Origin of the sequence: Protofrankia sp. Cas3 (genome assembly GCF_963555955.1) — a bacterium.
Classification (GTDB): Bacteria; Actinomycetota; Actinomycetes; order Frankiales; family Frankiaceae; genus Protofrankia.
Genome location: NZ_CAUVXP010000076.1, coordinates 1 through 26,896, shown reverse-complemented (window position 1 = coordinate 26,896; position 26,896 = coordinate 1). Strand labels below are relative to the sequence as shown.

At 68.5% G+C, this 26,896-nt stretch carries 19 protein-coding genes; 16 read left to right on the top strand and 3 right to left on the bottom strand.

Annotated features, from left to right (window positions below; translation table 11 throughout):
• From U9983_RS15370 to U9983_RS15335, 8 genes are all read left to right on the top strand, one after another.
• On the top strand, positions 1-587 hold a 587-nt coding region (locus U9983_RS15370), incomplete at its 5' end, for a rod shape-determining protein (protein WP_322754683.1).
• Between the two features lie 210 nt (positions 588-797).
• A complete protein-coding gene (mreC, locus tag U9983_RS15365; protein ID WP_322754682.1) occupies positions 798-1,775 on the top strand; it encodes a rod shape-determining protein MreC in 978 nt (325 codons plus the stop codon).
• A gap of 17 nt (positions 1,776-1,792) precedes the next feature.
• Positions 1,793-2,314, top strand: a complete 522-nt coding sequence (mreD, locus tag U9983_RS15360) for a rod shape-determining protein MreD (RefSeq protein WP_322754681.1) — start codon at positions 1,793-1,795, stop codon at positions 2,312-2,314.
• Positions 2,315-2,453: 139 nt separating this feature from the next.
• Positions 2,454-4,739 (top strand): penicillin-binding protein 2, encoded by a 2,286-nt coding sequence (mrdA, locus tag U9983_RS15355; RefSeq protein ID WP_322754685.1) that lies wholly within the window; start codon positions 2,454-2,456, stop codon positions 4,737-4,739.
• A 44-nt stretch (positions 4,740-4,783) separates the two neighbouring features.
• A complete protein-coding gene (gene rodA, locus U9983_RS15350; protein ID WP_322754680.1) occupies positions 4,784-6,007 on the top strand; it encodes a rod shape-determining protein RodA in 1,224 nt (407 codons plus the stop codon).
• Positions 6,008-6,049: 42 nt separating this feature from the next.
• Entirely contained in the window at positions 6,050-7,996 is a 1,947-nt protein-coding gene (locus tag U9983_RS15345) for a TIGR03960 family B12-binding radical SAM protein (RefSeq protein ID WP_322754679.1), read from the top strand.
• The gene (locus U9983_RS15340) at positions 7,980-8,741 is read left to right on the top strand and encodes a TIGR03936 family radical SAM-associated protein (protein ID WP_322754678.1); all 762 of its coding nucleotides are present in this window, start codon (positions 7,980-7,982) and stop codon (positions 8,739-8,741) included. Before U9983_RS15345 ends, U9983_RS15340 begins: the two co-directional genes overlap by 17 nt.
• Positions 8,742-9,134: 393 nt before the next feature.
• Positions 9,135-11,744, top strand: a complete 2,610-nt coding sequence (locus tag U9983_RS15335; RefSeq protein ID WP_416211406.1) for an Rne/Rng family ribonuclease — start codon at positions 9,135-9,137, stop codon at positions 11,742-11,744.
• A 168-nt stretch (positions 11,745-11,912) separates the two neighbouring features.
• Here U9983_RS15335 and U9983_RS15330 read toward each other — a convergent pair whose 3' ends face one another.
• Complete coding sequence (locus U9983_RS15330) at positions 11,913-12,656, bottom strand: hypothetical protein (RefSeq protein ID WP_322754676.1); 744 nt, start codon at positions 12,654-12,656, stop codon at positions 11,913-11,915.
• 217 nt (positions 12,657-12,873) lie between these two features.
• Here U9983_RS15330 and rplU point away from each other — a divergent pair, with 217 nt between their 5' ends.
• The 4 genes from rplU to proB all read left to right on the top strand — a co-directional run bounded on the left by rplU (position 12,874) and on the right by proB (position 16,329).
• Positions 12,874-13,191: a 50S ribosomal protein L21 gene (rplU, locus tag U9983_RS15325; protein ID WP_322747280.1), complete on the top strand. Its 318-nt coding sequence runs from the start codon at positions 12,874-12,876 to the stop codon at positions 13,189-13,191.
• A 5-nt stretch (positions 13,192-13,196) separates the two neighbouring features.
• On the top strand, positions 13,197-13,466 hold the full coding sequence (gene rpmA, locus U9983_RS15320) for a 50S ribosomal protein L27 (protein ID WP_239332063.1): 270 nt from the start codon (positions 13,197-13,199) through the stop codon (positions 13,464-13,466).
• A gap of 133 nt (positions 13,467-13,599) precedes the next feature.
• Complete coding sequence (obgE, locus tag U9983_RS15315) at positions 13,600-15,186, top strand: GTPase ObgE (RefSeq protein ID WP_322754675.1); 1,587 nt, start codon at positions 13,600-13,602, stop codon at positions 15,184-15,186.
• 18 nt (positions 15,187-15,204) lie between these two features.
• Positions 15,205-16,329, top strand: a complete 1,125-nt coding sequence (proB, locus tag U9983_RS15310; protein ID WP_322754684.1) for a glutamate 5-kinase — start codon at positions 15,205-15,207, stop codon at positions 16,327-16,329.
• Positions 16,330-16,422: 93 nt separating this feature from the next.
• Here proB and U9983_RS15305 read toward each other — a convergent pair whose 3' ends face one another.
• A complete protein-coding gene (locus tag U9983_RS15305; protein ID WP_322754674.1) occupies positions 16,423-19,623 on the bottom strand; it encodes an AAA family ATPase in 3,201 nt (1,066 codons plus the stop codon).
• Positions 19,623-20,807 (bottom strand): metallophosphoesterase family protein, encoded by a 1,185-nt coding sequence (locus tag U9983_RS15300; RefSeq protein ID WP_416211405.1) that lies wholly within the window; start codon positions 20,805-20,807, stop codon positions 19,623-19,625. The genes U9983_RS15305 and U9983_RS15300 overlap by 1 nt, the downstream gene beginning before the upstream one ends.
• 178 nt (positions 20,808-20,985) lie before the next feature.
• Here U9983_RS15300 and U9983_RS15295 point away from each other — a divergent pair, with 178 nt between their 5' ends.
• The 4 genes from U9983_RS15295 (at position 20,986) to U9983_RS15280 (ending at position 26,803) form a co-directional block, all read left to right on the top strand.
• Positions 20,986-22,245 (top strand): glutamate-5-semialdehyde dehydrogenase, encoded by a 1,260-nt coding sequence (locus U9983_RS15295; RefSeq protein ID WP_322754672.1) that lies wholly within the window; start codon positions 20,986-20,988, stop codon positions 22,243-22,245.
• 178 nt (positions 22,246-22,423) lie between these two features.
• Positions 22,424-23,014 (top strand): hypothetical protein, encoded by a 591-nt coding sequence (locus U9983_RS15290; protein ID WP_322754671.1) that lies wholly within the window; start codon positions 22,424-22,426, stop codon positions 23,012-23,014.
• A 55-nt stretch (positions 23,015-23,069) separates the two neighbouring features.
• Positions 23,070-25,196 (top strand): cellulose synthase catalytic subunit, encoded by a 2,127-nt coding sequence (locus U9983_RS15285; protein ID WP_322754670.1) that lies wholly within the window; start codon positions 23,070-23,072, stop codon positions 25,194-25,196.
• The gene (locus tag U9983_RS15280) at positions 25,196-26,803 is read left to right on the top strand and encodes a kelch motif-containing protein (protein WP_322754669.1); all 1,608 of its coding nucleotides are present in this window, start codon (positions 25,196-25,198) and stop codon (positions 26,801-26,803) included. Before U9983_RS15285 ends, U9983_RS15280 begins: the two co-directional genes overlap by 1 nt.
• Positions 26,804-26,896 lie beyond the last annotated feature (93 nt).

Here is a 26,896-nt window from a genome sequence, read left to right as displayed (position 1 = left end):
TCCACGAACCCACCGGGAACATGGTCGTCGACATCGGTGGTGGGACAACGGAGGTGGCGGTCATCTCCCTTGGCGGGATCGTGACGAGCCAGTCCATCCGAACCGCGGGGGACGAGCTTGACACAGCGATCATCTCCTATGTCAAGAAGGAGTACTCGCTCATGCTCGGCGAGCGGACGGCGGAAGAGATCAAGATGGCGATCGGGTCCGCCCACAAGATGTCGGACGAGCCCAGCGCAGAAATCCGCGGCCGGGACCTGGTCTCCGGCCTACCCAAGACCATCGTCGTCACTGCCGAGGAGATTCGTAAGGCCATCGAGGAACCGGTGAACGCGGTGATCGATGCCGTCAAGGTCACCCTCGACAAGTGCCCGCCGGAGTTGTCCGGCGACATCATGGACCGCGGCATCGTCCTGACTGGTGGGGGAGCGCTGCTGCGTGGTCTGGACGAGCGTCTGCGCCACGAGACCGGGATGCCGATCCATATCGCGGACAATCCACTGCACTCGGTCGCCATGGGTTCCGGCAAGTGCGTCGAGGAGTTCGAGGCGCTGCAGCAGGTGCTCATATCCGAGCCTCGCCGTTGACCCGACCTGAGGTCATCCGATCTGTTCAGATCGTACCGAGTGGGATGTCGATCGGCAGGAACACTGACCGGCGGTTCGCTCGTCCGATGTACTGATGCGGTTCCAGTTTGGCGTCGCCGGGCACCGCGATGCCCGAAGTGGCATCGTCGTCGACGGCGTTGGCACGGACGGCAGGGCCGTGGATGGAATTGCCAGGTATGGAGGCCGGCGGTGGGACGTGAGAACCGGCGCTCCCGGGTGGTCGTCATCGGGCTGCTGGTCGTGGCGTTCATTCTGATCACAGTCGACTACCGCTCGAGCGACAGCTCGTCAGGATTGCGGGGCGTGCTGCGAGGCGGATTCGCAACGGTCGAGGGCGCTCTGACCGCCGTTACCCGCCCGATCGGGCGGACGGTGTCCTCCCTGGCGCACCCCAATCGTTACCAACGGCGCGCCGACGCACTAGCCGCGGAGAACGCCGACCTCAAGCGCCAGCTTGCCGATGACGCCGAGGTACGGCGGCAGGCCGCCGGGCTGGCCAACCTGCGGTTGCTCGCGGACAGGGGGCAGTACTCGATCATAGCGGCAAGAGTGATCGCGATTGGCGACATCACCGGGACCGAATGGTCGGTCACCGTCAACGCCGGCAGTGCGGACGGAGTCATTCCGGACAGACTGGTGCTCGACAGCGACGGACTCGTCGGGGCCGTGCTGTCCTCGACCGCCCACACCGCGGTGATCCGCCTCGCCTGCGATCCCGCGAGTCACATCGGCGCCCGCTTGGAGGGTGCCCGGTTGCTCGGCGCAGTCGCTGGCACAGGTAGCCCGGACGCCTTGGCATTCACCCTCTACGACGCGACGCGCCAGGTGAAGGTCGGCGACCGGGTGGTCTCCTTCGGCAGTGCGGATTATGTCGGTGGGGTACCAATCGGCGTGGTCACGAAAGTCCTCGACATGAGCGAAGGGCTTTCACGGTCGGCCGAGGTGACCCCCTTCGCCGCCATTGGGTCACTCGACCTGGTCGGGATAGTCGTGGGAAAACTCCCGGCCGACGCGGGCGACCGGGTACTACCCCCGCGGCCTGTGCCCACGCCCGCATCGCCCGCATCGCCCGCTGCGCCCACCGCGCCCACCGCGCCACCCGCGCCACCCGCCAAGGTTCCGGTGACACCGGCTCTCGCCCCCGCGGCGACCGCTGCGGTCGGCTGAGGTTCGTCGTGTGGGACATGGGAACACGCGACGACGAAATCCGGGGTACGGCCGTCGTGGTCACCGTGATCGCGATGGTCGTTCTGATCGTTGTGCAACTGTCGGTCATAGCCGCACTCGACCTCCCGTTGGGGAGCCCCGACGTTGTCCTGATCGTGTTGACCTTTGTGGCGCTTGCGCGGGGACCGCTGTTCGGCGCGGTCGTCGGGTTCGCGGTCGGACTGATCGCGGACCTGCTTTCGACGCACGTTCTCGGCCAGACCGCGATGCTCTTCTGCCTGGTCGGCTACGGCGTGGGACTGGCCCACGGCGAGATCGGGCGGACGGCCCACGTCCCCATGGCCGCGGCGGCGGCCGCCTCAGCGCTGGGCACGGCCGGCCATGCGGCGGTGGCCGGCATTCTCGGCAATGCCAGCCTGGCCGGAACGCAGGTGCTCCTGCGCTCGGTCGGTGCCGCGCTCTACTCGCTGGTCCTGACCCCGTTCCTGTTCCCGCTGGTGATGGCTGGAATGCGGCGTCTGCACCGCGACCAACCGTGACCCGGCGGCCACGATGGGACGGCCACGATGGGATGGGTGGGACCATGAGGCAGCCACGATGAGACAGGTTGGACCATGAGACGGCGGCGATCATGAGACGGCGGCGACCATGAGACGGCAGCGGTCCGGTGACGGGTCGCTGGACGACCGCGTCGGGATCAGGCTGGTTGTGCTGCGGGTTCTGGTCGTGTCGTTGCTCGTGACTCTTGGTGCTCGCTTGTGGGCTCTGCAGGTTCTCAACGGGGAGCACTACCGTCAGGTCGCGGAGACCAACCGGGTGCGCGACGTGGTTACACCCGCACCCCGCGGCCTGATCGTGGACGACCGGGGGCGTGCCCTCGTCCGCAACCGCACGTCGTTGGTCATCTCGGTGAATCGGTCGGTGACCGACCGGCAGAAGGACTCCGGGCGGGCAGTGCTGGAGCGCTTGTCGAACGTGATCGGTATGTCCGTCGCCGATGTCACCAAGCGCATCCAGTACTGCTCTGCCACCGTGAAGCCACCGTGCTGGAACGGTTCGCCCTACCAGCCGGTGCCGGTCGCCAAGGACGTCACCCCGAGCCAGGCGCTGGCCGTCATCGAACATCCCGACCGGTTTCTTGGTGTATCTGCTGAGCTGCAGGCTGTGCGCGAGTACCCCTACGGGGCGGTGGCCGCGCACGAACTGGGATATCTCAGCCCGGTCACGCAGGAGCAGCTCGACTCCGACGGTGGCCGGCACGGTTTCCACAACAACAGTCTGATCGGTGTCGCCGGACTGGAATACACCTACGACAGCGCCCTGCGCGGCGCTGACGGGGTGCAGCGCCTTGAGGTCGACAGGTTCGGAAGGGTCGCGGGCACGGCCTCGTCCAGCGCGCCGCGCAGTGGCGACACCCTGGTCCTCTCGATCGATGCCGGTGTCCAGCAGGCAGTCGAGCAGACTCTGAAGAAAACCGTGGACTCCCTCGGCGGGCGCGCGCGTACCGCGTCCGGGGTCGTCCTGGACGCGAAAACCGGGCGTGTCATCGCGATGGCCAGCCTGCCCTCATACGACCCGTCGGTTTTTGTGGGCGGCATCTCCGAATCCGACTACCAGGCGCTGTCAGATCCAGCCAACGGCATTCCGTTGCTGTCGCGGGCCTACCAGGGTTCGAGTGCGCCCGGTTCGACCTTCAAGGGCGTGTCCACCACCACCGTGTTGACCAACCTCGGCGCGTCGACGAGCGGCAACTACGACTGCGGGCCGTCGCTGCAGATCGGCTCCCAGACGTTTCACAACTTCGAGGGATCATCGGCCGGGCCGATCACCCTGCACCAGGCGCTGGTGATCTCCTGCGACGTCATCTTCGACAAGTTCGCCTATGACGCCTGGCTCGCCGACGGCGGACTTCGCAACGGCCGTGGCCCCTATCCTGCGGCCAACGAGTACTTCGTGAAGATGGCCCGGGCCATGGGTTTCGGCAGTAGGACAGGCGTTGATCTGCCGGGAGAGGCCGCCGGGTCGGTCGTCGGGCGTGACGGTGCGAAGGCGATCTGGACGCAGCTGAAGGATTCCTACTGTCGCCGGGCACAGAACGGCTACCCGGAGGTCGCCGATCCGACCAAGGCCGAGCGGTTCCGCCAGTACGCGGCCGAGGCATGCATTGACGGTTACCTGTACAACGGAGGTGCGGCGACCCAGTTCGCGATCGGTCAGGGCCAGTACCTCTCGGTCAGCCCGTTGCAGCTCGCGGTTGCCTATTCCGCCATCGCCAACGGCGGGACGGTGTACCAGCCGACGCTCGCCAAGGCGGTGATCTCGCCGGACGGCACGGACGTGATGCCCATCACGCCCAAGGTTGTCGGGCGGCTTCCGGTCGCGCCCGAGACACTCGCCTATATCCGGGCTGCCCTGCACGGCGTGACCAGCGAGGCCGGTGGAACGGCCGCCGGTGTGTTCGCGGACTGGCCCAATGACACCATCCCGATCGCGGGTAAGACCGGTACCGCCGAAGTCGAAGGATCCAAGGACACGTCCTGGTTCGCGTCGTTCGCGCCCGCGAACGACCCGCAGTTCGTCGTGGTCGTGACCATCCCGGATGCCGGCACCGGTGCTGAGTATGCGGCGCCGGCTGTGAAGGCCATCTACCAGAGCATCTATGGCGTCGGGCGCGACGCGGCCCTGTCCGGCGGCGTGCCCCCGGCGGACCTGCCGAAGGTGGAGCAGGACGGGACGTTCACGCCGGCCGGCGCCCCGCCCGATCAGTCCGCTGTCCCGTCCACCACGCCCTCGGGTGGTGGTTCGGCTACCGGTGGCGCCGCGGCTGCGGGGCTCGCGCAGACCGGTGGGGTGGGCGTTCCCGCGCTCGCCGAGCGTGGTCCACCGCCGGCCACAGCGCGGGGCGAACCCGCCGCTGTGGACGCCGGTCGCGCTCCCGCAGGCGTCGGGCGGGGACCGCCGTGACCGGTCGGTCCCCGCTGCTGTAATTGATCAAAGATGGAGCGCTCATGACGAGTCCGACGGCCTTGCGATCGTCCCCGGTCCCGCCGCGTGGTCGGATCGGGCAACTGCGCGACCGGGCGTCCGGGCGGCATTCGCCCCTGCGCCGGCTGGACTGGCCGTTGCAGATCGCCGTGATCGCGCTGTCGATTCTCGGCGGGCTGCTGGTCTGGTCCGCCACCCGGCACCGCGAGGCCGACAGCGGCGCAGACCCGCAGCTGTTCCTCAAGCGTCATCTGCTCAACCTGGCCATCGGGCTCGTTCTCGCGGGTATCGCGACCGTGGTGGACTATCGAGTTCTGCGAGCATATGCACCATTTGTCTACCTGGGATCACTCGTTGGTCTGGTCGCGGTCCTGCTGATAGGGAGCACGATCAACGGTGCGCATTCCTGGATCGTGCTGCCGGCCGGATTTCAACTGCAGCCCTCGGAGTTCGCCAAGGTCGCCCTCATCGTCGGAGTGGCGATGATTCTCGGGGAGAAACACGACGACCGCGACACCGGGATCCGCCTCAATCCCGGCCACTGGGACGTGGTGGGAGTCCTGGGGCTGGCTGGCGTGCCGATGCTGTTGATCATGATGCAGCCGGACTTCGGTACGTTCATGGTCTTCGTGTTCGTTATCCTCGGCATGCTCGCGGTCAGCGGCGCACCGAGCCGATGGGTGATCGGTCTCATCCTTTTCGGCATTCTGTTCGGCGGGGCGATCCTGCAGTTCCACCTGCTCAAGCCCTATCAGGAGGCCCGCCTGACCCAATTCGTCCAAAGTAACCAGAACGCCTCGTCCACCGGATACAACGTCGACCAGGCCATGACGGCGATCGCCAACGGCGGCGTCACCGGCCGTGGGTTGTTCCACGGCACGCAGACCCAGGGTCAGTTCGTGCCCGAGCAGCAGACCGACTTCGTGTTCACGGTGGCCGGGGAGGAACTGGGCTTTCTCGGCGCCGGCGGCGTCCTGCTGCTACTGGGGCTGGTGCTGTGGCGGGCACTGGCGACGGCCTTCGGCTCGGGTGACTCCTTTGGAGCGATGATCGCAACGGGTGTGGTGTGTTGGTTCGCCTTCCAGATGTTCGTCAATATCGGGATGACGCTGGGGATCATGCCGGTAACGGGGTTGCCGCTACCGTTTCTCTCCTATGGCGGATCGTCGATGTTCGCGAACCTGTTGGCGGTCGGATTGCTGCAGAATGTCCGGTTGCGGGCCCGTTCCGATCCTTACGCTCTGTGACGCCGCCGCGGGGGGCGGCGAATGTGCCGTAGGCTCGCGGGCATGTCCGGACAGTCGCTGTTCCCCCGTCTGGAACCGTTGCTTCCGCGGGTCCGCAAGCCCGTGCGCTATCTCGGCGGCGAAGGAAACTCCCAGGTCAAGCCTTGGGCGGACGCGGTCGTCCGCTGGTGCCTGATGTACCCGGACGCCTACGAGATCGGCCTGCCCAACCAGGGCATCCAGATCCTTTACGAGATCCTCAACGAGCAGCCGGACGTCCTGGCCGAGCGCACCTACTCGGTCTGGTCAGACCTGGAAGAGCTGCTGCGTGAGCACGGCGTCCCCCAGTTCACCGTGGACGGCCACCGTTCGGTGGCCGACTTCGACCTGCTCGGCGTCAGCTTCTCCACCGAGCTGGGGTACACCAATCTGCTGACCGCACTCGACCTTGCGGGCATCCCCCTGCACGGCGCGGACCGGGGTGACGAACATCCCATCGTGATTGCCGGTGGACATGCCGCGTTCAATCCCGAACCGGTCGCGCTCTTCGTCGACGCGGTCGTGCTCGGCGACGGCGAGCAGGCGGTCCTGGCGATCACGGACGTGGTTCGTGCCTTCAGGACCGCGGGTTCCCCCGGCGGACGCGACGAGTTGCTCATGCGGCTGGCCCGCCGTGGCCTTGCCTATGTGCCGTCCTTCTACGATGTGGACTACCGGCCCGACGGTCGCATCCGAGCGGTCACCGCGAACCGTCCCGGGGTGCCGGCGCGCCCGGCCAAGCACACCGTCAGCGACCTGGACGCCTGGCCCTACCCGAAGGCACCGCTGGTACCGCTCGCGGAGACCGTGCACGAACGGATGAGCGTGGAGATCTTCCGTGGGTGCACCCGCGGCTGCCGGTTCTGTCAGGCCGGCATGATCACCCGTCCGGTCCGGGAACGGACCATCAGTACGATCGGCGACATGGTGGCCCGGGGCCTGGATGCGTCGGGGTTCGCCGAGGTCGGTCTGTTGTCGTTGTCCAGCGCGGACCACAGCGAGATAGGCGAGATCGCCAAGGGGCTGGCCGACCGCTACGAGGGCACTCATACCTCGCTCAGCCTGCCCTCGACCCGGGTGGACGCGTTCAACGTCACACTTGCCAACGAGTTCTCCCGCAACGGCCGGCGCAGCGGACTGACCTTCGCGCCCGAGGGCGGCTCCGAACGTCTGCGCAAGGTCATCAACAAGATGGTCAGCGAGGATGATCTGGTCCGCACGGTCAGTACGGCCTACGCCCAGGGCTGGCGGCAGGTCAAGCTCTACTTCATGTGCGGGCTGCCGACCGAGACCGACGACGACGTGCTCGCGATCGCGGATCTCGCCCGCAAGGTGATCAGGGCGGGGCGCCTCGCCAGCGGGCACCGTGACATCCGCTGCACGGTCTCGATCGGCGGTTTCGTCCCCAAGCCGCACACCCCGTTCCAGTGGGTCGCGCAGGCCTCGCACGAGGTCACCGACCATCGGCTGCAGCTGCTGCGCAACGCCATCCGCGGTGATCGGGAGGTCGGGCGGGCGATTGGCTTCCGTTACCATGACGGGCGTCCCGGCATCATCGAGGGCCTTCTCGCCCGTGGTGACCGCAGAGTCGGCGCGGTGATCGAACAGGTGTGGCGTGACGGTGGCCGGTTCGACGGTTGGAGCGAGCACTTCTCCTTCGAGCGGTGGGCGCTGGCCTGCGCACGTGTGCTGGAACCACTCGGCGTGTCCCTGGACTGGTACACCACCCGCGAGCGCGACGAACGCGAAGTGCTGCCCTGGGATCACCTCGATGCCGGCCTCGATCGTGACTGGCTGTGGTCGGACTGGCAGGAGGCACTGCGCGAGACCGAGCTGGACGACTGCCGCTGGACCCCCTGCTACGACTGCGGGGTCTGCCCGACCATGGGGACCGAAAACCAGATCGGCCCGACCGGCCGGACCCTGCTCCCACTGACGCCGACCGGACCCGCCCGTGCCCCGGCGTCCTGAGGGTCCGCCACCACCGCCCGTGGTTGCGCGGGTGCGGGTGCGCTTCGCCAAACGCGGCCGGCTGCGATTTCTGTCTCACCGCGACATCGCGAGGACCTTTGAGCGGGCACTGCGACGCGCAGGCATCCCGATGGCCTACTCGGCCGGCTTCAGCCCGCATCCGCGTATCTCCTGGCTTGGTGCCGCACCGACGGGCGCCGCCAGCGAGGCCGAGTACGTGGAGCTCGCACTGGCCGAACACTGTGATCCCCAGGCGTTGCGACTGGCTCTGGACGCCGCGTTACCACCCGGCCTGGACGTCCTGGCATGTGCGCCCGTCACCGCCACACCTCTTGCGGAGCTGGTGGACGCGTCGCGGTGGCGGTTGCGGATGCCAGGGGTCGGACTCGGCGACCTGACCGCCGCCGTGGCCGCGCTCCTCGCCCGTGACCGGGTCGAGGTGGAGCGGGTGACCAAGGACGGACATCGGCGGTTCGACGTTCGTCAGGCAGTGGTCTCGATGGTTTGTCGTGCGGAGAACGACACCTGTGCGATACTGGACGTGGTTGTGCGGCACACGACGCCCGCCGTGCGACCCGACGACGTGCTGACCGCCCTTTGCGTGGTCGCTGTTTTTCGGCCGCCAGTGCCACCCGAGCCGATTCGGCTCGGTCAAGGTCGGTTGCTGGAGGACGGCACCGTGGCGGATCCGCTCATGCCGGACCGCGACGATGCAGGCCGGCTGGTCGGTCGACTCGATGCGTGATGCAGGGCGTCGCAGGATTCGCCGGCGGTACCCCGTCGGACCGAGACAGCGGTTCCTGAGCGGCCGCGACTGCGCAAGCAGCGCGCCCGGGGACCCCGAGAGGCTTCATAACCCGTGCCCGATGACATCCCGACAGACTCCGATGAGACACCGACCACTCGTTCCGCCCCGCGACGGCGGCGCGCCGCCGGACGGTCCGCAGGACCTCCGCCGGACGTCCTGACCGAGGCCTCGCTTGAGGCTTCGCTGGCGAGCGAACCCCTTCCCGGCACGCTTTCCCCTGGTGGCGGCGAGCCGTCAGAGTCGACCATGAGGTCGGCGGTTGACGCCGATCCGTCGCCACCGGAGCTGCCGCTATCTGATCTTACCGGTATCCCGCCCGTGGCCGGTGCCATGCCCGTGATCGGGGATGGACCTCCGCCGGCGGGCTCGCAGGTGCGTCCGCGCCGTGGGCGGGCGGTCACCATGGTGACCTTCCAGGCGCCCGACACCGCGGCTCTTGACCTGGTGCCCCGTCGTCGCCGGCGTGCTACCTCGCCGTTCGACGTCGACCTGGCCGACGTGCCCGACACGGACGCCGCGAACAGCGTCGGCAGGCCGGCCGGTGCTGGACCTGGCCAGACCGCGACGAACGGGGGAAACCCGCGATCAAAATCCGGGCGCGCTCTCGACCTGGCGCACGAGCCCGAGCCCGAGCCCGACCGCCCCACGGCCTACGCCGACGTGGACGAGGAGGAGCTCCCCGACCCGGCCGCGGCTGACGACGGTGACGGTGACGGCGACAGTTCGACGCGACGCCGCCGCAGAGGCCGCCGAGGTAGGGGCCGTGCCCGGGTCGACGAGGAGCTCGAGGGCGCCGACGATGAGTTCGCGGTCACCGTCGATCGGCCGGGCACGCGTTCGGATGAGTTCGACGACGGTGACGGGTCCGGGCGGTCAGGCCGTATCGAGGCCGGAGACTCCCGCGACTCCCGCGACTCCCGCGACTCCCGCGACGACGATGATCTCGACGACTCCGATGCCGAAGGCGCCGGGCTTGCGCCCGGCGCAGCGGCGGGCGGGTACGACGAGGACCAGCCGGTGGGAAGCTCGCGCCGGCGCCGTAGGCGGCGTCGCCGGGATGGCGCCGCGATCCCGGACGACATCGCCCCGGACGACCCCCCGGCCACGGTTGTACATGTTCGCGAAAACCGCGTTCGGGACGACGAGGTGCGTGGGGTCAGCGGTTCGACCAGGCTGGAGGCGAAGCGCCAACGTCGCAAGGAGGGCAGGGATAACGGCCGCCGCCGTCCGCCGATCGTCACCGAAGCCGAGTTCCTGGCCCGTCGCGAGGCCGTCGAGCGACGCATGGTCGTGCGCAACGCCGGTGACCGTACGCAGATCGCGGTGCTTGAGGACGGGGTGCTTGTCGAGCATTTCGTGACCCGGGCGAGTTCCTGGTCGTATGCCGGGAACGTCTATCTCGGCCGGGTCCAGAACGTGCTTGCGAGCATGGAGGCAGCGTTCGTCGACGTCGGCAAGGGCCGCAATGCCGTCCTCTACGCCGGGGAGGTCAACTACGACGCCTCCGGGCTCGACGGGCGGCCCCGTAAGATCGAACAGGTGCTGAAGTCGGGCCAGTCGATCGTCGTTCAGGTTTCCAAGGACCCGATGGGGCACAAGGGTGCTCGCCTGACCAGCCAGGTGAGTCTGCCCGGTCGATATCTGGTCTACGTGCCGGATGGGCAGAACGCGGGGATCAGCCGGAAGCTTCCCGATACCGAGCGCGCCCGTCTGAAGACGATCCTCAAGAAGATCACTCCTGAGAACGGCGGTGTGATCGTTAGGACCGCGGCGGAGGGCGCCAGCGAGCAGGAACTCGCGCTGGACGTCGCTCGGCTGTCGGCCCAGTGGGAGGACATCCGCCGCAAGGCGGGGAAGGCCACCGCCCCCGCATTGCTCTACGGCGAACCCGACCTGGTGATCAGGGTCATCCGGGACATCTTCAACGAGGATTTCGCCGAGCTGGTGGTCCAGGGGGCCGAGGAGGCCACGATGATCGAGGACTATGTCGACATGGTGGCGCCGGACCTGCGCGAGCGAGTCCGCCGGCATGCCGACACGGTTGACGTGTTCGACGAGTACCGCGTCGACGAGCAGCTTGCCAAGGCCCTTGACCGCAAGGTCTGGCTGCCGTCGGGGGGATCACTCGTGATCGACCGGACCGAGGCCATGACCGTCATCGACGTCAATACCGGCAAGTTCACCGGTAAGGGCGGAAATCTCGAGGAGACCGTTACCAAGAACAACCTGGAGGCCGCCGAAGAGATCGTCCGTCAGCTCCGGCTCCGTGACATCGGTGGCATCATCGTCATCGACTTCATCGACATGGTCCTGGAAAGCAACCGCGAGCTTGTGTTGCGGCGCCTGACCGAATGCCTCGGTCGGGACCGTACCCGTCATCAGGTCGCCGAGGTCACCAGTCTCGGGCTGGTGCAGATGACCCGCAAGCGGGTGGGCCAGGGGCTGCTCGAGGCGTACAGCGAGCCCTGTGCCCACTGCGGTGGGCGTGGTGTCATCGTGCATCTGGACGGCCAGGCTGCGCCGCCCGGGCGGGCCTCCGGTCCGCCGGATCTGCCGGCACCGGGGGATGCGCTGGCACCGGGGGATGCGCTGGCACCGGGGGATGCGCTGGCACCGGACGATGCGCCGGCAGCGGATCTGCCGGCACCGGGGGATGCGGCGGCCGACGCCGACCCGAACGGCGAGGCGGTGGCCGCCGGCGTCGGGGCTCCGCAGGCCGTGAGCGCGGATCCGAATCCGACTTATGCCGGACCTGGGCAGGCGCCCGCGCTCGACGGTGTCACGTCCGACGGTGTCACGTCAGATGGGGCGACAAGCGGTTCGGGGCTGCCGTCGTCCAACGGTCCCCGATCGGCCGGTGCCCGTGCCGCCGGCCGCCGGCGTGCGTCGCGTGCGGCAGCCGCACCGCAGGAGGCCGGCGAGGCGGCCCACACCCTGTAGCGACCCGGGCGCTCTTCGGCCTTCGGCGGTGCGAGAGGAACCACGATCGCATCGCCGAAGGCCATCTAGATCTTTTTGTTGGTGAGCTGCGATGGTAGGTGCCCGGTCCAGGGCGAGGCGCTGGACCGGGCAGCTCGGCGGGGCCAGCTCAGTGCCGGCGGGGCCAGCTCAGTGCCGGACGGGTGACGCGTCGCCGACGGCACGGTAGTGCGCCGGCTCCCTGCGGACGAGGTCGCGGCGTGGGTCGCCCTCGTGCAGGAGCGCGTCCAGCCGTGCGCGGGACCGCCGCAGTGCGCCGTCAACCGCAGCGCTGGCGCGGCTGTTGTCGCCCATCTGCAGGGCGTACGAGGCTACGACCAGGGCCTGGACGACGTCATCCTGAGCTGAGAGCGCATCGCTGTCGGTATCGGGGGCTGGTGTCCGCCCACCGGTGGCGAAGGCGTCGGTTGAAAGCCCGCGAGCACGTACCGCAAGCCAGCATGCCGCGCAGGCTGTGCTCAGCGCCCACGCCGCGCGCACTCCGGCAGGCAGGCCCACCAGGCTGTTTACGGCGACCCCGATCACGGTTGTGACGATGACAGTGGATGCGGCGATCGTGGCTGACCGTCGCCGTGGGTCGACCGTCCGAGCCGAGGTCATCAACGGCCAGCCCACGGTCAGGACAGCGGTGACCGTGGCGGCACCAGCCGCCCAGATCACGACCTGCCAACCCACCGCGACCCAACCCCCGTCCAGGCGAAGGGCGATGCGAGAATCTTGCTTCGCGCCGCCGTCGGCCACACGTTGCACCTGCCAGCCCCGCTCGGGCACCGGCCCCGTCAGTCCGGGCGCTCGTACCCGTTCGTCCACGTTCCTACCGCCACAGTGCCACCGGTCCGCTCCGTCCGACCGGATGTTCATCCGAACGGGCATCGGCGGGTCCGCGACGATCCGATGGTCGCGCGATAGTCGACGACACGCCATGGTCCATCGGTGCCATGGCGGGATGCGTCCCCAGACCCTGACCGATGCCGGGGCCGGCGGTGTCAGGTCGGCGTGCGCGCCTGTTAAGCTAATGCAATCAGGGCCGGACACGGCTGTGTTTTCGCCGTGTGGGAGATGCCCGTCCGACTTCAGCAAGGAGAATCCGGTGTACGCGGTCGTGGCCAGCGGCGGCAAGCAGCACAAGGTCGCCGTCGGCGATGTCGTCGATGTCGAGCTCGTCAAGGGCGAGCCGGGCGCGGCCGTCAACCTGCCGGCGCTTCTGCTCGTCGACGGCGACGTGGTGACCCACGACAGGGACGTGCTCGCGTCCGTCGAGGTGACCGCGGAGGTCGTCGAGATCGTCAAGGGTCCTAAGATCAGGATTCACAAGTTCAAGAGCAAGACCGGCTATCACAAGCGGCAGGGCCACCGTCAGAAGTTCACCCGCCTGCGGGTGACCGGTATCGAGACCGGGAAGGCCTGAACGACATGGCACACAAGAAGGGCGCGAGTTCCTCGCGCAACGGTCGTGACTCCAACGCTCAGCGGCTCGGTGTCAAGCGTTTCGGTGGTCAGTATGTCAAGGCGGGCGAGATCATTGTTCGCCAGCGGGGCACGCACTTCCACCCCGGCTCGCAGGTGGGCCGGGGCAGTGACGACACGCTGTTCGCGCTGGTCGCCGGGCATGTCCAGTTTGGTACCCGTCGGGGTCGCCGGGTCATCAACATCATCTCCGTGGAGGAGCTGGTGGCCGCCTGACGTCGGCGGCAATCCGATCAACTGGGCCGAAGCCGGCGTGAGATGAGGTCGTTCGTGCGTCCGCAGGTTCCACGGCGGGCGCGCTGCGAGTAACGTGCGGCGAGTGACGTAACGACGATGGAGAAAGGCAGCTGTGCCCACCTTCATCGACAGGGTCATCCTTCACGTCATCGCAGGGGATGGCGGGAATGGCTGCGCCTCGGTTCATCGCGAGAAGTTCAAACCGCTCGGCGGCCCGGACGGCGGCAACGGCGGTCGTGGCGGGGACGTCATCCTCCGGGTCGACCCGAGCGTGACGACCCTGCTCGACTTCCACTTCCATCCCCATCAGCGGGCCTCGAGCGGTCGTCCGGGTCAGGGCTCCAACCGGCACGGCGCCGACGGTGTGGATCTCGTGCTGTCGGTGCCGGACGGCACTGTCGTCCTGCGGCCGGACGGCGAGCAGATCGCGGACCTGGTCGGCGTTGGGAGTGACCTGGTCCTCGCCGGTGGCGGCCGCGGTGGTCGCGGCAACGCGGGGCTGGCCTCCGCCCGGCGCAAGGCCCCGGGGTTCGCGGAGCTCGGTGAGCCGGGGGAGCAGCTTGACGCCGTCCTGGAACTCAAGACCGTCGCGGATGTGGCGCTGGTGGGTTTTCCCAGCGCGGGTAAGTCCTCGCTGGTCTCGGTGCTCAGCGCGGCCAAGCCCAAGATCGCAGACTACCCTTTCACCACCCTCGTGCCGAACCTCGGCGTGGCGCTGGCCGGTGACCTTCCCCCGTACACGGTGGCCGACGTCCCAGGTCTGATCCCCGGGGCCAGCTCCGGGCGCGGCCTGGGCCTTGAGTTCCTGCGCCATATCGAACGTTGCTCGCTCATCGTGCATGTGCTGGACTGCGCCACGCTCGAACCCGGCCGTGATCCCGTCAGCGATCTCGACGTCATCGAGGCGGAGCTGGCTGCGTACTCCGCGGACCTCTCGAACCGGCCGCGGGTGGTCGTCCTGAACAAGATCGATGTTCCGGACGGCCGTGACCTGGCGGAACTGGTCACGGCCGAGATCGCCGCTCGCGGGCTGGGTGTGTTCGCGGTGAGCAGCGCCACCCGTGAGGGCGTCCGCGCGCTCTCACTCGCCCTGGCCGAACAGGTTGCCGCACACCGGGCAGCCATGCCGACGCACTCCTCCCCGCGGGTCGTTCTGCGTCCCCGTGCGGTCGATGAGGCCGACTTCACCGTCCGCGCGCACGAGGACGGATTCGTCGTGACCGGTGCCAAGCCGCTGCGATGGGTGCGTCAGACCGACTTCGGTAACGATGAGGCGATCGGTTTCCTCGCCGACCGGCTGGCCCGTCTCGGGCTGGAGGCCGAGCTTGCCCGGATGGGGGCAGAGCCCGGAGTCGCGGTTACCATCGGTGACGTCACTTTTGACTGGGAACCGCACCTGAGCGGACGTGGTGGGCGCGCCGCCCGTCGCGATGCCCTGATTGCTGATTCTGTTGCCGCTGGATCCGTCGCCGCCGATTCTGTTGCCGCTGGATCCGTTGTCGCCGACTCCGTTTCCGGTGGGTCTGTTGCCGGTGGTTCGCGAGGCGGCGAGCCCGTTGCGGCCGGCGCCACCCTCGGCCCGCGTGGCAGTGACGACAGGCTCACCGCCACCACCCGACTGACCAGGGCCCAGCGGTTCGCCCGCCGGGCGGCTGATCGCGACGCCGGAGGCGGGTGGGATGACGACGTCGACTCGTGACAGGGTCGACTCGTGACCATTCGTGACTTTGTGACCCGGGCTGACCGGGTCGTGGTGAAGGTGGGATCGTCGTCGTTGACGACCGCGAGCGGCGGTATTGACGGTGATCGTCTCGATGCCCTGGTGCGGGCGCTGGTGGCACGCGCCGGCCGGTTGGTACTGGTGTCCTCGGGTGCAATCGCCGCAGGCCTCGCGCCACTGGGGCTGGCCCGGCGTCCCCGGGATCTCGCGACCCTGCAGGCGGCGGCGAGCGTCGGTCAGAGCATTCTGGTGCACCGATATGCCACCGAGTTCGGGACGGCCGGGCACCGGGTCGGCCAGGTGCTGCTCACCGCTACCGATGTGATCCGCCGCACCCACTACCGCAACGCCCGGACCACCCTGGACCGGCTGCTGGAACTCGGTGTCGTGCCCATCGTCAACGAGAACGACGCCGTTGCCACGCAGGAGATCCGCCTCGGCGACAACGACCGTCTCGCGGCGATCGTCGCGCATCTCGTCTCCGCGGATCTCCTGGTCCTGCTGTCCGACGTGGACGGTGTCTATGACGCCAATCCGCGGCGCGGCCCGGCCACCATGGTCCGCGAGGTTCGGACCGATGCGGATCTCGACGGGGTCGGCACCCGGGGCACCGGCAGCGCCGGAGTCGGGGTCGGGGGTATGGCAACGAAGATCGAAGCAGCTCGGATGGCCGCCTCGGGCGGGGTCGCGACCATCATCACGTCGGCGGAGAACGCAGCCGACGCCCTTGCCGGCGCCGAGGTGGGCACGGTCTTCCACCCGACCGGACCGCGCCGGGCGTCCCGCCTGCTGTGGCTGGAGCACGCGACAACCCCGCAGGGCCGGCTCTTTCTTGACGACGGCGCGGTGGCCGCAGTGGTCGACCGCCGGGTGTCGCTGTTGCCCGCCGGCGTCACGAAGGTCGACGGCGATTTCTCCGCCGGCGACCCGGTGGACCTGGTCAGCCCGGCGGGCCTGCCGGTCGCCCGGGGCCTGGTCGCCTACGATGCGGCGGAGCTGCCGGGCATGCTGGGTCGTTCGACGTCCGACCTTGCCGCCGAGTTCGGCTCATCCTATGAGCGTGAGATCGTCCACCGCGACGACCTCGTCATCCTCCAGCGTCACCATCAGCGGCCTAGTTGATTTTTCGAGGTTTGTTCGCCTGAAACGGTGTTTTTGATCGTACAAACCTCGAAAAATCATCGCGCGCGCAGTGACAACCGGGATCGGCCGGTGTCAGCGCAGGGTGGTCCGCACCTGGCTGCCGCGGGTGCCCTTGACGACGGTGATCTGGGTGGGGATGCGCTGCCGCAGGTCGGCGACATGGCTGACGACGCCGACGAGCCGGCCGCCGGAGCGCAGGTCGTCCAGGACGTTCATGACCTCCTCCAGGCTGTCGGGGTCGAGGCTGCCGAAGCCCTCGTCGATGAACAGCGCATCCATGGCCTGACCGCCGGACTCGGCGGTGACCACGTCGGCGAGTCCCAGCGCCAGGGACAGCGCGGCCTGAAAGGTCTCCCCACCGGACAGGGTCGCGGTGTCCCGCCGGCGGCCCGTCCAGGCGTCCTCGACGAGCAGCCCGAGCCCGGCCCGGCGGCGTCGGTCGCGGCGTTCACCGGCGTCGTGGACCAGGGTGAACCGGCCGCCGCTCATCGCCGACAGCCGCCCGCTCGCCGCGGTTGCGACCTCCTCGAGACGGGCTGCGAGCACAAAGCTCGACAGGGGCATGCCCTGGCGGTTCTCACCTCGCCCCACGGCCACATCGGCGAGGCCGCGCACGTGCTCGGCGGCATCGCGCAACGGTGCCACGGCCGCGAACGCCGCGGCGAAGACCGCAACGAGATCGAACAGGCATCTGGCCCGGTCGCCGGCACGCGCAGCGTCGGCAAGGGCCTCCTCATGGACGTCCCGGGCGCCCAGCGCGGCGGCCACATGATCGGCCACCGGAGCCGGCGCGTGCAGGTCAACGGCCAGCTGGGGGCTGGCCAACCGGGACCGCACCGCAACCAGGTCGTCCCGGTGGGCGTCCAACTGCGTCCGGGTCTCGGCGAGCCAGCGTTCGTCCCGGCAGGCGGCTCGGGCGGTCGCCGCGTCCGGGAAGCCCGCGGCGCGGGCGTCGCCGTCCGCCATGGCCACCGCCCGACGGTGTTCCTCCTGCGCCAACGCCGTCGCGGCGGCAGCCGCGTGGCATTCGGCGTACGCGTCCGCGAACTGTGCGACCTCACGCTGACGGGCTGCCAGCTGGTCGGCGTCCCGAAGCTCTGGTGGGATGCCCGAACGCGCCCGGGCGGCTCGCGTCCGGAATTCCTCAGCGTGGGTAGCGGCGAGGTGCCGGGCCGATGAGTGGCCAGCCAACTCGGCGGTTGCCCGGGTCTCCTCCTCGCGGAGCAGGGCCAGCGCCCGCTCGGCGAGTGGGACGTCGTCCGCGGCGGCGGCGAGTGCCTCGGCATGCGCGGCGAGCTCTGCCGCGGTCCGCTCGAACTCCTCGGCGCGACGTTCGGCGGGAACCTCGCAAGCAGCCGGTAGCGTCGGGTGCCACGAGCCGGCGTCAGCGGCGCTGCGGTGACCCTCATGGCCACCAGCGACATCGGTGGCGCGGGGGGTGCTGGCGCCACCGATGTCGCCACCTTCGCCGTGCGACGCCGAGTCGATGACTCCGACCACGGTGACCGTCGCGAACGACTCGACCGCCCGGGACGATTCGCCGCCCGTGTGTGCCGGGATCATGTCCGCCGTCGCCCGGGCGGGCTCCCCGCGGTTGGTCAGTTCACTGCGCAGCGTGCGGATTCGTTCATCGAGCCGGTCTGCGTCGCGGCGCGCGCCGGTTGCCGCCGCTGCCAGCCGGCCGGCCTCGGCTTCGGCGGCCAGCTCGTCGTCCTTGTTGACATGGTCCGCTCGAACTTCGGCCGGGTCGGGATGCACGAACGACCCGCAGACCGGGCAGGGGGAGTCGTCGACCAGCGCGGCGGCCAGCTCCGCGGTGATCGCGTCGAACCGTTGCCGGCGGATGTCGCCGGCCCGGGTGTGGGCGTCGCGGGCGGCTCGCTCCGCCTCGTGGGCACGGGCCGTGGCGTCATGGCGTTGCCGCACGGTGATGGCCAGTTCTGTGGCCACCCGGGCCTGTTCCCGCACCCCGGGCAGCGCCGCCGCGCCGGCACGGGCCCGGTCCAGCCTGGCGTCAAGGACCTGGCGCTGCTGGGGCAGGTCGGTCCGCAGGTATTCGGTGAGCCTGGCGACCGCTGCCGTATGAGTCCCGGCGTCGGCGTCGGCAGCCTGTGCGCCGGCCTCGTCGGCTTCCGCCCCGGCCAGGACGTGGGAGAGCTGCTCCAGACGTCCCACGTCGGTGTGGGCGAGGCGGGCCAGCCGCGCCAGCTCGTCGACAGAGGCGTCGTGGCGGGCACCGAGCAGTCGTAGCCGGTTGCGGCCAGCCTCCTGGACACGACGCGCCTGCTCGAGGTTGTCCACGCGTTCCTCCACGTGGTCAACGGCACGGCGCACCGGATTGGCGCGCTGCGCCGCGTCGAGTTCCGCGGCCGTCGTCGTCACCACGGTGAGCTCCGCTTCAAGTGTTTCAAGCCGCGCGACCAGGTCGCGCCGTTCGGACTGGTGCTCGGCGAGATGACGAGTCTGTTCAAGGGCGTCCTCGGCGCGCCGACGGGTTTGCGCCGCAACGGCGGCCCGATCGCCTGCGGCCGTCGCGGCGGCGGCTGCGTCGGCGGCGAGGCGGGCGACCCATTGCGGGTCGGACTCGGGGTCGGCAGGTTCCGCCGTCTCCGCGGCTTGCGCTGCGCGTGCCACCACCCGGGAAAGCTCCCCGCGCGCGCTGGTCACCCTCTCATCCGCGATCTTGGCATGGTCGACGAGCCACTGCTCGGCGTGCTCGAACCGGTCGACTCCGAACAATCGCTTGAGCAACCGTTCCCGGGCATCGTGGTCGGCCTGTAGGAAATCGGCGAAGTGGCCCTGCGGCAACATGATCACCTGGAAGAACTGTTCGGCGGTCATGCCCAGCAGCCGGCTGATCTCCAGACCCACGTCATCGTTGCGCTGGGCCACAACCTCCCAGCCGGGCTCGGCCCACCGTTCGAGCAGCGCGGTCGGGTTCACCCGCACGCTGCCGCCTCCGCCGCGTTTGGGTCGTTCCCAGGAGGCGGTGCGGGCGATCCGGTAGCGCCGACCGGACAGGCTGAACTCCAGCCGGACCCACGGTTCGGTCCTGGTATCGGCATGGTGCGACCGCAGGTCCCGCGCGCGGGAGCGCAGGCCCGGGACGGTGCCGTACAGGGCGAACCCAAGCGCGTCGAGCAGGGTGGTCTTCCCCCCGCCGGTCTCGCCGCACAACAGCACCAGACCGCCTGCCCGCAGCCGGTCGAAGTCCAGTTCGACACCATCGGGGAACGCTCCGAAGGCGGTGAGTTCCAGCTGGTGGGGACGCATCAGGCGGCATCCTCGGACAGTCGGGCGTCGTCCAGCGCGGCCCGCAGCAACGACCGTTCGCGTTCGCTCGGTTCGGCCCGTACGTGTGTGACGAACGCCTCGGCGATGGCCAGGTCGGTGCGCCCTGCGATCCGTTGCCGGTAATCGAGCCCGTCGGCGACTGGGCCGACGGCCGGCTCATGGCTCAGGGTGAGCGCGAAGGGAAACCGGCGCTGCAGCGTCGTCATCGCGTCCATCGGGCGGACCGGGTCGGTGAGCACGACCGAGACGAAGTCACCCGTGTGTGCTTCGTGGAGGGCCGAGGTCATGAGCTCCGCCAGCTGGCCCCGCAGCCGGGTGAGCCTGCGGTGCACCGGTACCGGGATCTCCTCGACCCCGGCCAGGCCGGTCGCGTCCAGCTCGACGAGCAGGGACGACTTGGTGTCGGGTGCCTCCGAGAACGAGTAGGCCAGCGGCGAGCCGCTGTAGCGCAGGCCGTCACGCAGTGTCTGCGGCCGGTGGAGATGGCCGAGGGCGGTGTAGGTGATCCCGCTGAACAGTTCCGCTGGGACGGCCGCCATCCCGCCGACAGTGATATCGCGCTCACTCTCGCTGCTTTCGCCGCCGTTCACCCATGCGTGGGCGCAGACGATGCTGCGCCCCCCGTAGCGGGCCCGTGCGGCGTGCACGGCACGCATCGCCCGTCGCATGGTTGCGGCGTGGGTCGGCGTCGTCCTGGCCGGTACCGCGCTGGCAGGTACCGCGCTGGCCGGTACCGCATCCGTCAGGGTCGTGGCGACCGCAGCCGGTTCAAGGTAGGGAAGGGCATAGACGTGGACCGGGCCGTGGGAGTCCTCGACGGTTACGGGGTCGGCGATGCCGGCCACCTCCGTGCGGATGCGGACCCGGGGATCGAGCAGCCCCGCCTTGTCACCAAGGCGCGCGGGGGCGTCATGATTACCGCTGATCACCACAATCTGCGCGCCTGCGTCGCGTATCCGCGAGAGCGCCTCGTCGAACAGCCGCATGGCCGCGACCGGCGGGATGGCCCGGTCGTGCACGTCCCCGCTGACGAGGACGAGATCGACCTGCTCGGCCCGGACGACCTCGACGAGGTGGTCGACGAACGCGGCCTGGGCCGCTGACAGGTCGAATCGGTGCAGGGCCCGGCCAAGATGCCAGTCGGATGTGTGCAGCACGAGCATGCCATGCACGGTAGGGCGAGCCTCCGACAGTTCCACACGCGGGTCCCGGGTGGATGGTTGCCGTCCCGCCTTGGAGCCCGGGGTCCGCAGCGCCGCGCCGAACGCGCTGCACTGCGCAGGGCCGGTAACCTCGTAGCCGCGTGCCGCGTGCCGGCCGCCGGGTCGGGAGGAACTGGTCATGAACACCCTTGCGGAGGATGTCCGCGAGACCGCGGTCCGGGCCCGTGCGGCCGCGGCCGTCCTCGCGCCGTTGTCCCGCGCGGACAAGGACCGCGCGTTGTACGCGATGGCGGACGCCCTGATTGCCGGCAGCGAACAGATTCTCCATGCCAACGCCGGGGATGTCGCCACCGCCCGCGGCGCAGGCACCGGCGAGGCCATGGTTGACCGGCTGACCCTCAGCGCGGACCGCCTTGTCGCCATTGCCGACGGTCTGCGTAAGGTCGCGGCCCTCGACGACCCGGTCGGCACGGTGGTTCGTGGTCGGTTGCTGCCCAACGGGATGGAGCTGCGCCAGGTCAGGGTGCCTCTCGGTGTGATCGGGATCATCTACGAGGCGCGTCCGAACGTGACGGTGGACGCGGCCGGGCTGTGTCTCAAGAGCGGCAACGCCGTGTTGCTACGCGGCAGCGCGTCGGCCGCACGCACCAATGCGGCGCTGGTCGGGGTGCTGCGGGATGCCGCGGCCGGGGTCGGGCTGCCCGCCGACGCGGTTGCGCTCGTGCCCGGTGCCGACCACGAGTCCGTCAAACACCTCATGCGCCTGCGTGGTCTGGTGGACGTGTTGATCCCGCGGGGTGGGGCCGGTCTGATCCGTGCCGTGGTGGCGGAGTCCACCGTTCCGGTGATCGAGACCGGGGTTGGCAACTGCCATGTATACGTCGACGTCGACGCAGATCTCGACATGGCGTTGGCGATCGTTCTCAACGCGAAGACCCAGCGGGTGTCGGTGTGTAACGCGGCTGAGACGCTGCTGGTGCACGCCGGCGTCGCCGAGGTCTTCCTGCCCCGGGTGCTCGTGGCGCTGCGCCAGGCCGGGGTGACGGTCCACGGCGACGACGCGGTCCGCTCCCACGACCCCGCGGTGCTGCCCGCGACGGAGCAGGACTGGGCCACCGAGTATCTGTCGCTGGACATGGCCGTCCGGGTGGTGGACTCCCTGGACGACGCCGTGGCCCACATCCGGCAGTGGGGCAGCGGGCACACCGAGGCGATCGTCACCCGGTCGCTGGATGCGTCCCGCCGGTTCATCGCGACCTGTGACAGCGCCGCGGTCATGGTCAACGCTTCAACCCGCTTCACCGACGGTGAACGGTTCGGTTTCGGTGCCGAGATCGGCATCTCCACGCAGAAGCTGCACGCTCGCGGGCCGATGGGCCTCACCGAGCTCACATCGACGACCTGGGTGGGCGTCGGCGACGGCCACCTGGTGCTCTGACGTCGGGATACGGTTCTCACCCAGCAACGGACACGTCTGGACATCCTGTCACCGGTTGCATACACGATCATGCGAAGTTCGGGCGTGGTTGTGCGAGATCAGGTACCCATTGGGTGGGTGTAGTCATGACGGTGTCGAAGGGGACGGATTGTCGATTCGCGAGTCGGACGGCCCATGCGTGGGCACTGAGTCCGCATCCAGGTCCCGTGCCGTCGATTTGATCATTTCGGGATGTGGCCTCGCGGGGGTCACCGCGGGGGCGGGGGCACTGCTGCCGTGGACGCGCGCGACGCTGTCCGATCGCGGGGCGGTGCTCCTCCCCGTCAGCCGGTCCGGGGTGGAGTTGTCGGCCAACGGCATGGTCGTGCTGGTCCTGGGTGTTGTCTGCGCCGTATCCAGCGTGGTGCCGCGGGATTCGCGGTGGGCGCGTCCGCTGACCCTTGTGCTGGCGCCAGCCGGTCTCGCGATCGCGGTCCTCGCCGCTGTCACGATCAATGCGGGGGATTCCGTGGCTGCGGAACTCCTCCGGTTACGGATCGGTACCTTCCAGACGGACCATCCTGTGGCCGCAGCGCACGTGGGTCCGGGCCTGTGGCTCAGCCTCGCGGCCGGTGGCGCGCTCATCCTCGGCGGGGTCGGATGGCAGCTGGTTGGTCGCTCCACCCGGGAATCGTCGGATCACAACCGGTCCCACCTGTCGAGAACGGGCCGATCTTGGTGGCGTTCCCCCCGTCCCCGGTGGGTTCGTGCGTCGCGGAACGGCATGTGACGCGTGCCGTGGCGCCGCTTCGAACCTGTTGGCGGCATGACCTATTGGAATAGAATTGGCCTACGACTACACGTCCTCTTCGAATCTCGCGGGTCCGCTCACGCTGCCGGCTGCGGACGGAAAATATCGGGTCACCTATCGCCGGGTGATGGTGGGGCGGGAACTGTGGATGGTTGTGCCGCTGCTGCTGGCCACCGTCGGATTATCGTCGCTGTTCTTCGTGTGGCTGGTCCAGCCGGATCACTTTCCCAAGGGCGCGTACCTGCCGACCCCGGTCCGGCTCGGCAACGCCGTCATGTTCTTGATGATCGTCCTTTCCGAGGGTATCCGGCTGCTCAATTCGATCACGCTCTGCTGGTCCGCGTGTATCATGCGCAATCCGGTACCGGTCCGGCCGCCGGCAGGCCTGCGGATCGCCTTCACCACGACGATCGTGCCGACAAAGGAACCAGTCGATGTCGTACGTGACACACTGATCGCGGCCCGACAGATTCGATATGGCACGCCGATTGACATCTGGTTGCTCGACGAAGGGGATGATCCGGCGGTCCGGGCGATGTGCGCGGAAATCGGAGTCCACCATTTCTCCCGCAACGGCGTGGCGAAGTGGAACGCGCCGAAGGGGCGATTTCGCGCCAGGACCAAGCACGGTAACCACAACTCGTGGCTGGCCGCCCATGGCGGGTCCTACGACGTTGTCATGTCGGTCGACCCCGACCACATTCCGCTGCCGAATTTCGCCGCGCGCATGCTCGGCTACTTCCGGGATCCCGAGGTGGCTTTTGTGGTGGGGCCACAGGTCTACGGCAACTTTCGCACCTTCCTCACCCGCGGCGCCGAGGCCCAGAACTACATGTTCCATTCAGTAATCCAGCGGGCCGCGAACCGGTTCAACTGCGGAATGTTCGTCGGGACCAACCACGCTTACCGGGTCCGCGCGTGGGAGCAGATCGGCGGGTTCCAGGATTCGATCACCGAAGATCTGGCCACATCCCTTGCCGTGCACGGTGCGCGCCACCCGGAAACCGGCCGGCGGTGGAAATCGGTGTACACCCCCGATGTCGTCGCCGTCGGCGAAGGGCCCGCCACCTGGACCGACTTCTTCAGCCAGCAGCTGCGGTGGGCCCGTGGCGCCAACGAGGTCATGGTGACCGAGTCGGTGCGTCGCCTGCGGCAGCTGTCGTGGGGCCACCGCGTGCACTACTCGATTCTGATGCTGCACTATCCGACGGCCGCACTCACCTGGCTGATGGGGATGCTGCTCACCGTCAGTTACATGGCGCTGGGGTCAAGCGGGGTCACCGTACACATCTCGTCCTGGTTGGCCCTCTACGTCGACGTTGCGGTGGCCAGACTCCTCCTTTACATCTGGCTGCGGCGTTTCAATATCAGTCCGCATGAGGAGAAGGGGACCGCCGGTATCTCCGGAATCTTTGTCTCGATGCTGTGTACCCCCTTTTATTCGACCGCCTTTGTAGGCGCTTTGTTGCGGCGCCCGCTCGGGTTCGTGGTTACGCCCAAGGGGAACAGCGCCAGCCCCGATCGGCTCGTGACTTTTCGGAAACATCTCTTCTGGGCAGTGGTCTCCGCTGGTTCCATCACCATCGCGGCGACCTTCGGTCATGTGTATCCGGCCAACATGGTCTGGGCGGCGCTGTCCCTGCTCATCTGCCTGACACCCGTTGTCATGTGGTGCGTGTCCACAATCGCCGGCCCATCGCCTGCTCAAATCCCCGGGCCGGTGCAGTCGCCGGTGCCGGTGCCGGTGCAGTCGCCGGCCATATGGTCCACGGTGAAGCCGGGGGCCTACCGCGAGGAGACCACCCGGCGACTGGCTCGTCCCGAGCCCATGTCTGCGCCGGGGAATCCCGGTCGGCTCGACGGGGAGAGTACGCAGAAGGTGATCAGACCGGCAGCATCGGTCGAACGGGGGAGCTGGCCGCATCCGCCAGGCGTGCGGCCGGTGCCCAGGGGCCATTCATTGTCGGCCCGTAACTCGGTGTCTCCCCGTAATTCGGTGTCTCCCCGCAGCCCGGTTTCCCCCCACGATTCGGTGTACGCCGCTAATTCGGCGGCGGGGGGGTATTCGGCGGCGGGAGGTTATATGGAGGATGTCACGATGAAGCTCCGGCCGCGGCGCCGGCGCGTGTCCCGCGACGGTCTGCTTGAGGAGCTCACCTGATGGTTGCGGTGCTGACATCGTCGGCTCAGGCCAAGCGGCTGCGTCGGTGGCGGATCCTGCGGTTGGGTGCATTCCTGTTCGCCATCATTGTGGGCAACGGCCCGTTTGCCGTGTCGTGGACTGCCACCCGGTACGAACAGTGGCAGTCCCACCGGCCGGACTACATGCGCGCTTACGGGCGCTGGGATGTTGTCGCGGACAGTGCCACGCGGTCGATTCACGCGGCGATGTTGCGCACCGGGAAGGTCCTGCTCATGGCCGGCTCCGGTAACGACCAGGGAAATTTCGACGCGAAAAAGTTCAGGACCGTACTGTGGGATCCGATCGCGAACACATTTGCCGATGTCCACACACCCTGGGATGTCTTCTGTTCGGGGCACGCCTTTCTCCCCGATGGTAATCTGCTGATAGCCGGCGGGACCAAGAAGTATGAACTCCTGGCGGCGGACGCTCCGGACGGAAAGAAGCACGAGTACGAGGGGCTGAAGGACTCCTACATTTTCGATCCGGCGACCGAGCGGTATGAGAAGACCGGCGATCTGAACCACGCCCGGTGGTACCCGACGCTGGTAACCCTTGCCAACGGCCTGGTCGTCGCCGTCTCCGGCCTCGACGACAACGGCAACATCGATCAGGGCAACACCGAGTCGTTCAACCCTGCCGTCAGGACGTGGAATGATCATCCGGATCTTCGGAAGGTCTTTCCCACCTATCCGTCCCTGCTACTCGCCGGCGACGGCCGGTTGTTCTTCTCCGGTGCCAACGCCGGCTACGGCCCGGCGGGCGTCGCAGAGCGCCAGCCCGGCCTGTGGAACCTGGTGAACAACGCCTTCCAACCGGTCGACGGGCTGCCCGAGCCGGAGCTCAACGAGACGGCAGGGACAATCATGCTTGCGCCGGCACAGGAGCAGAAGGTGATGTTCATTGCCGGTGGCGGGGTCGGCGACACCCAGACGGCGACGGCCCGGACCGCGATTGTAGATCTTGATTCGCCTGATCCTACCTACCGGCGTGGCCCCGACATGGCTGAGGCGAAACGGTATCCCGGCGCGGTGATTCTGCCCGACGACACGGTGCTCGTCTCCGGTGGTTCCACCGCCTATCGGGCTGACGACTCCCGGACAGCCGAGATCTACCACCCGGACACGAACGCCTTCACCGCGGCGGCAGACCCGCATGTCGGCCGTGATTACCATTCCGAGTACCTTCTGCTTCCGGACGGGCGGGTGGCCGTGTTCGGCTCGAATCCATTGAGCGACGACAACGCGTTCGAGACCCGGGTCGAGGTGTACTCGCCCGGCTACCTCTACAGAGGCGAGCGTCCGACGATCACATCAGCACCGACGCAGATCCCCCGGGGCTCGACCATCACCGTGGGGTCATCGCAGCCGGTGGCGAAGGCCCGTCTGATCCGCCCGGGTGCTTACACCCACGTGACCGACACCGAGCAGCGGTCGGTGGCGTTACCCGTCGTTCGGCAGGTCGACAGCAGGGTCACACTGAGCGTACCCCGCAACTCCAACCTTCTACCGTCAGACTGGTACATGCTGTTCGTAACCAACGGTGCGGGCGTTCCGTCCGTCGCCACCTGGGTCCAGGTGGGATGAGCGTGGCCGTACTGATCGCCAGGATGGTCCGGCAGGTCGAGGCAGCCCGGCGTCGGACCGGGCACCGTCCACCCCGAGTCGCCAGTCTGATGA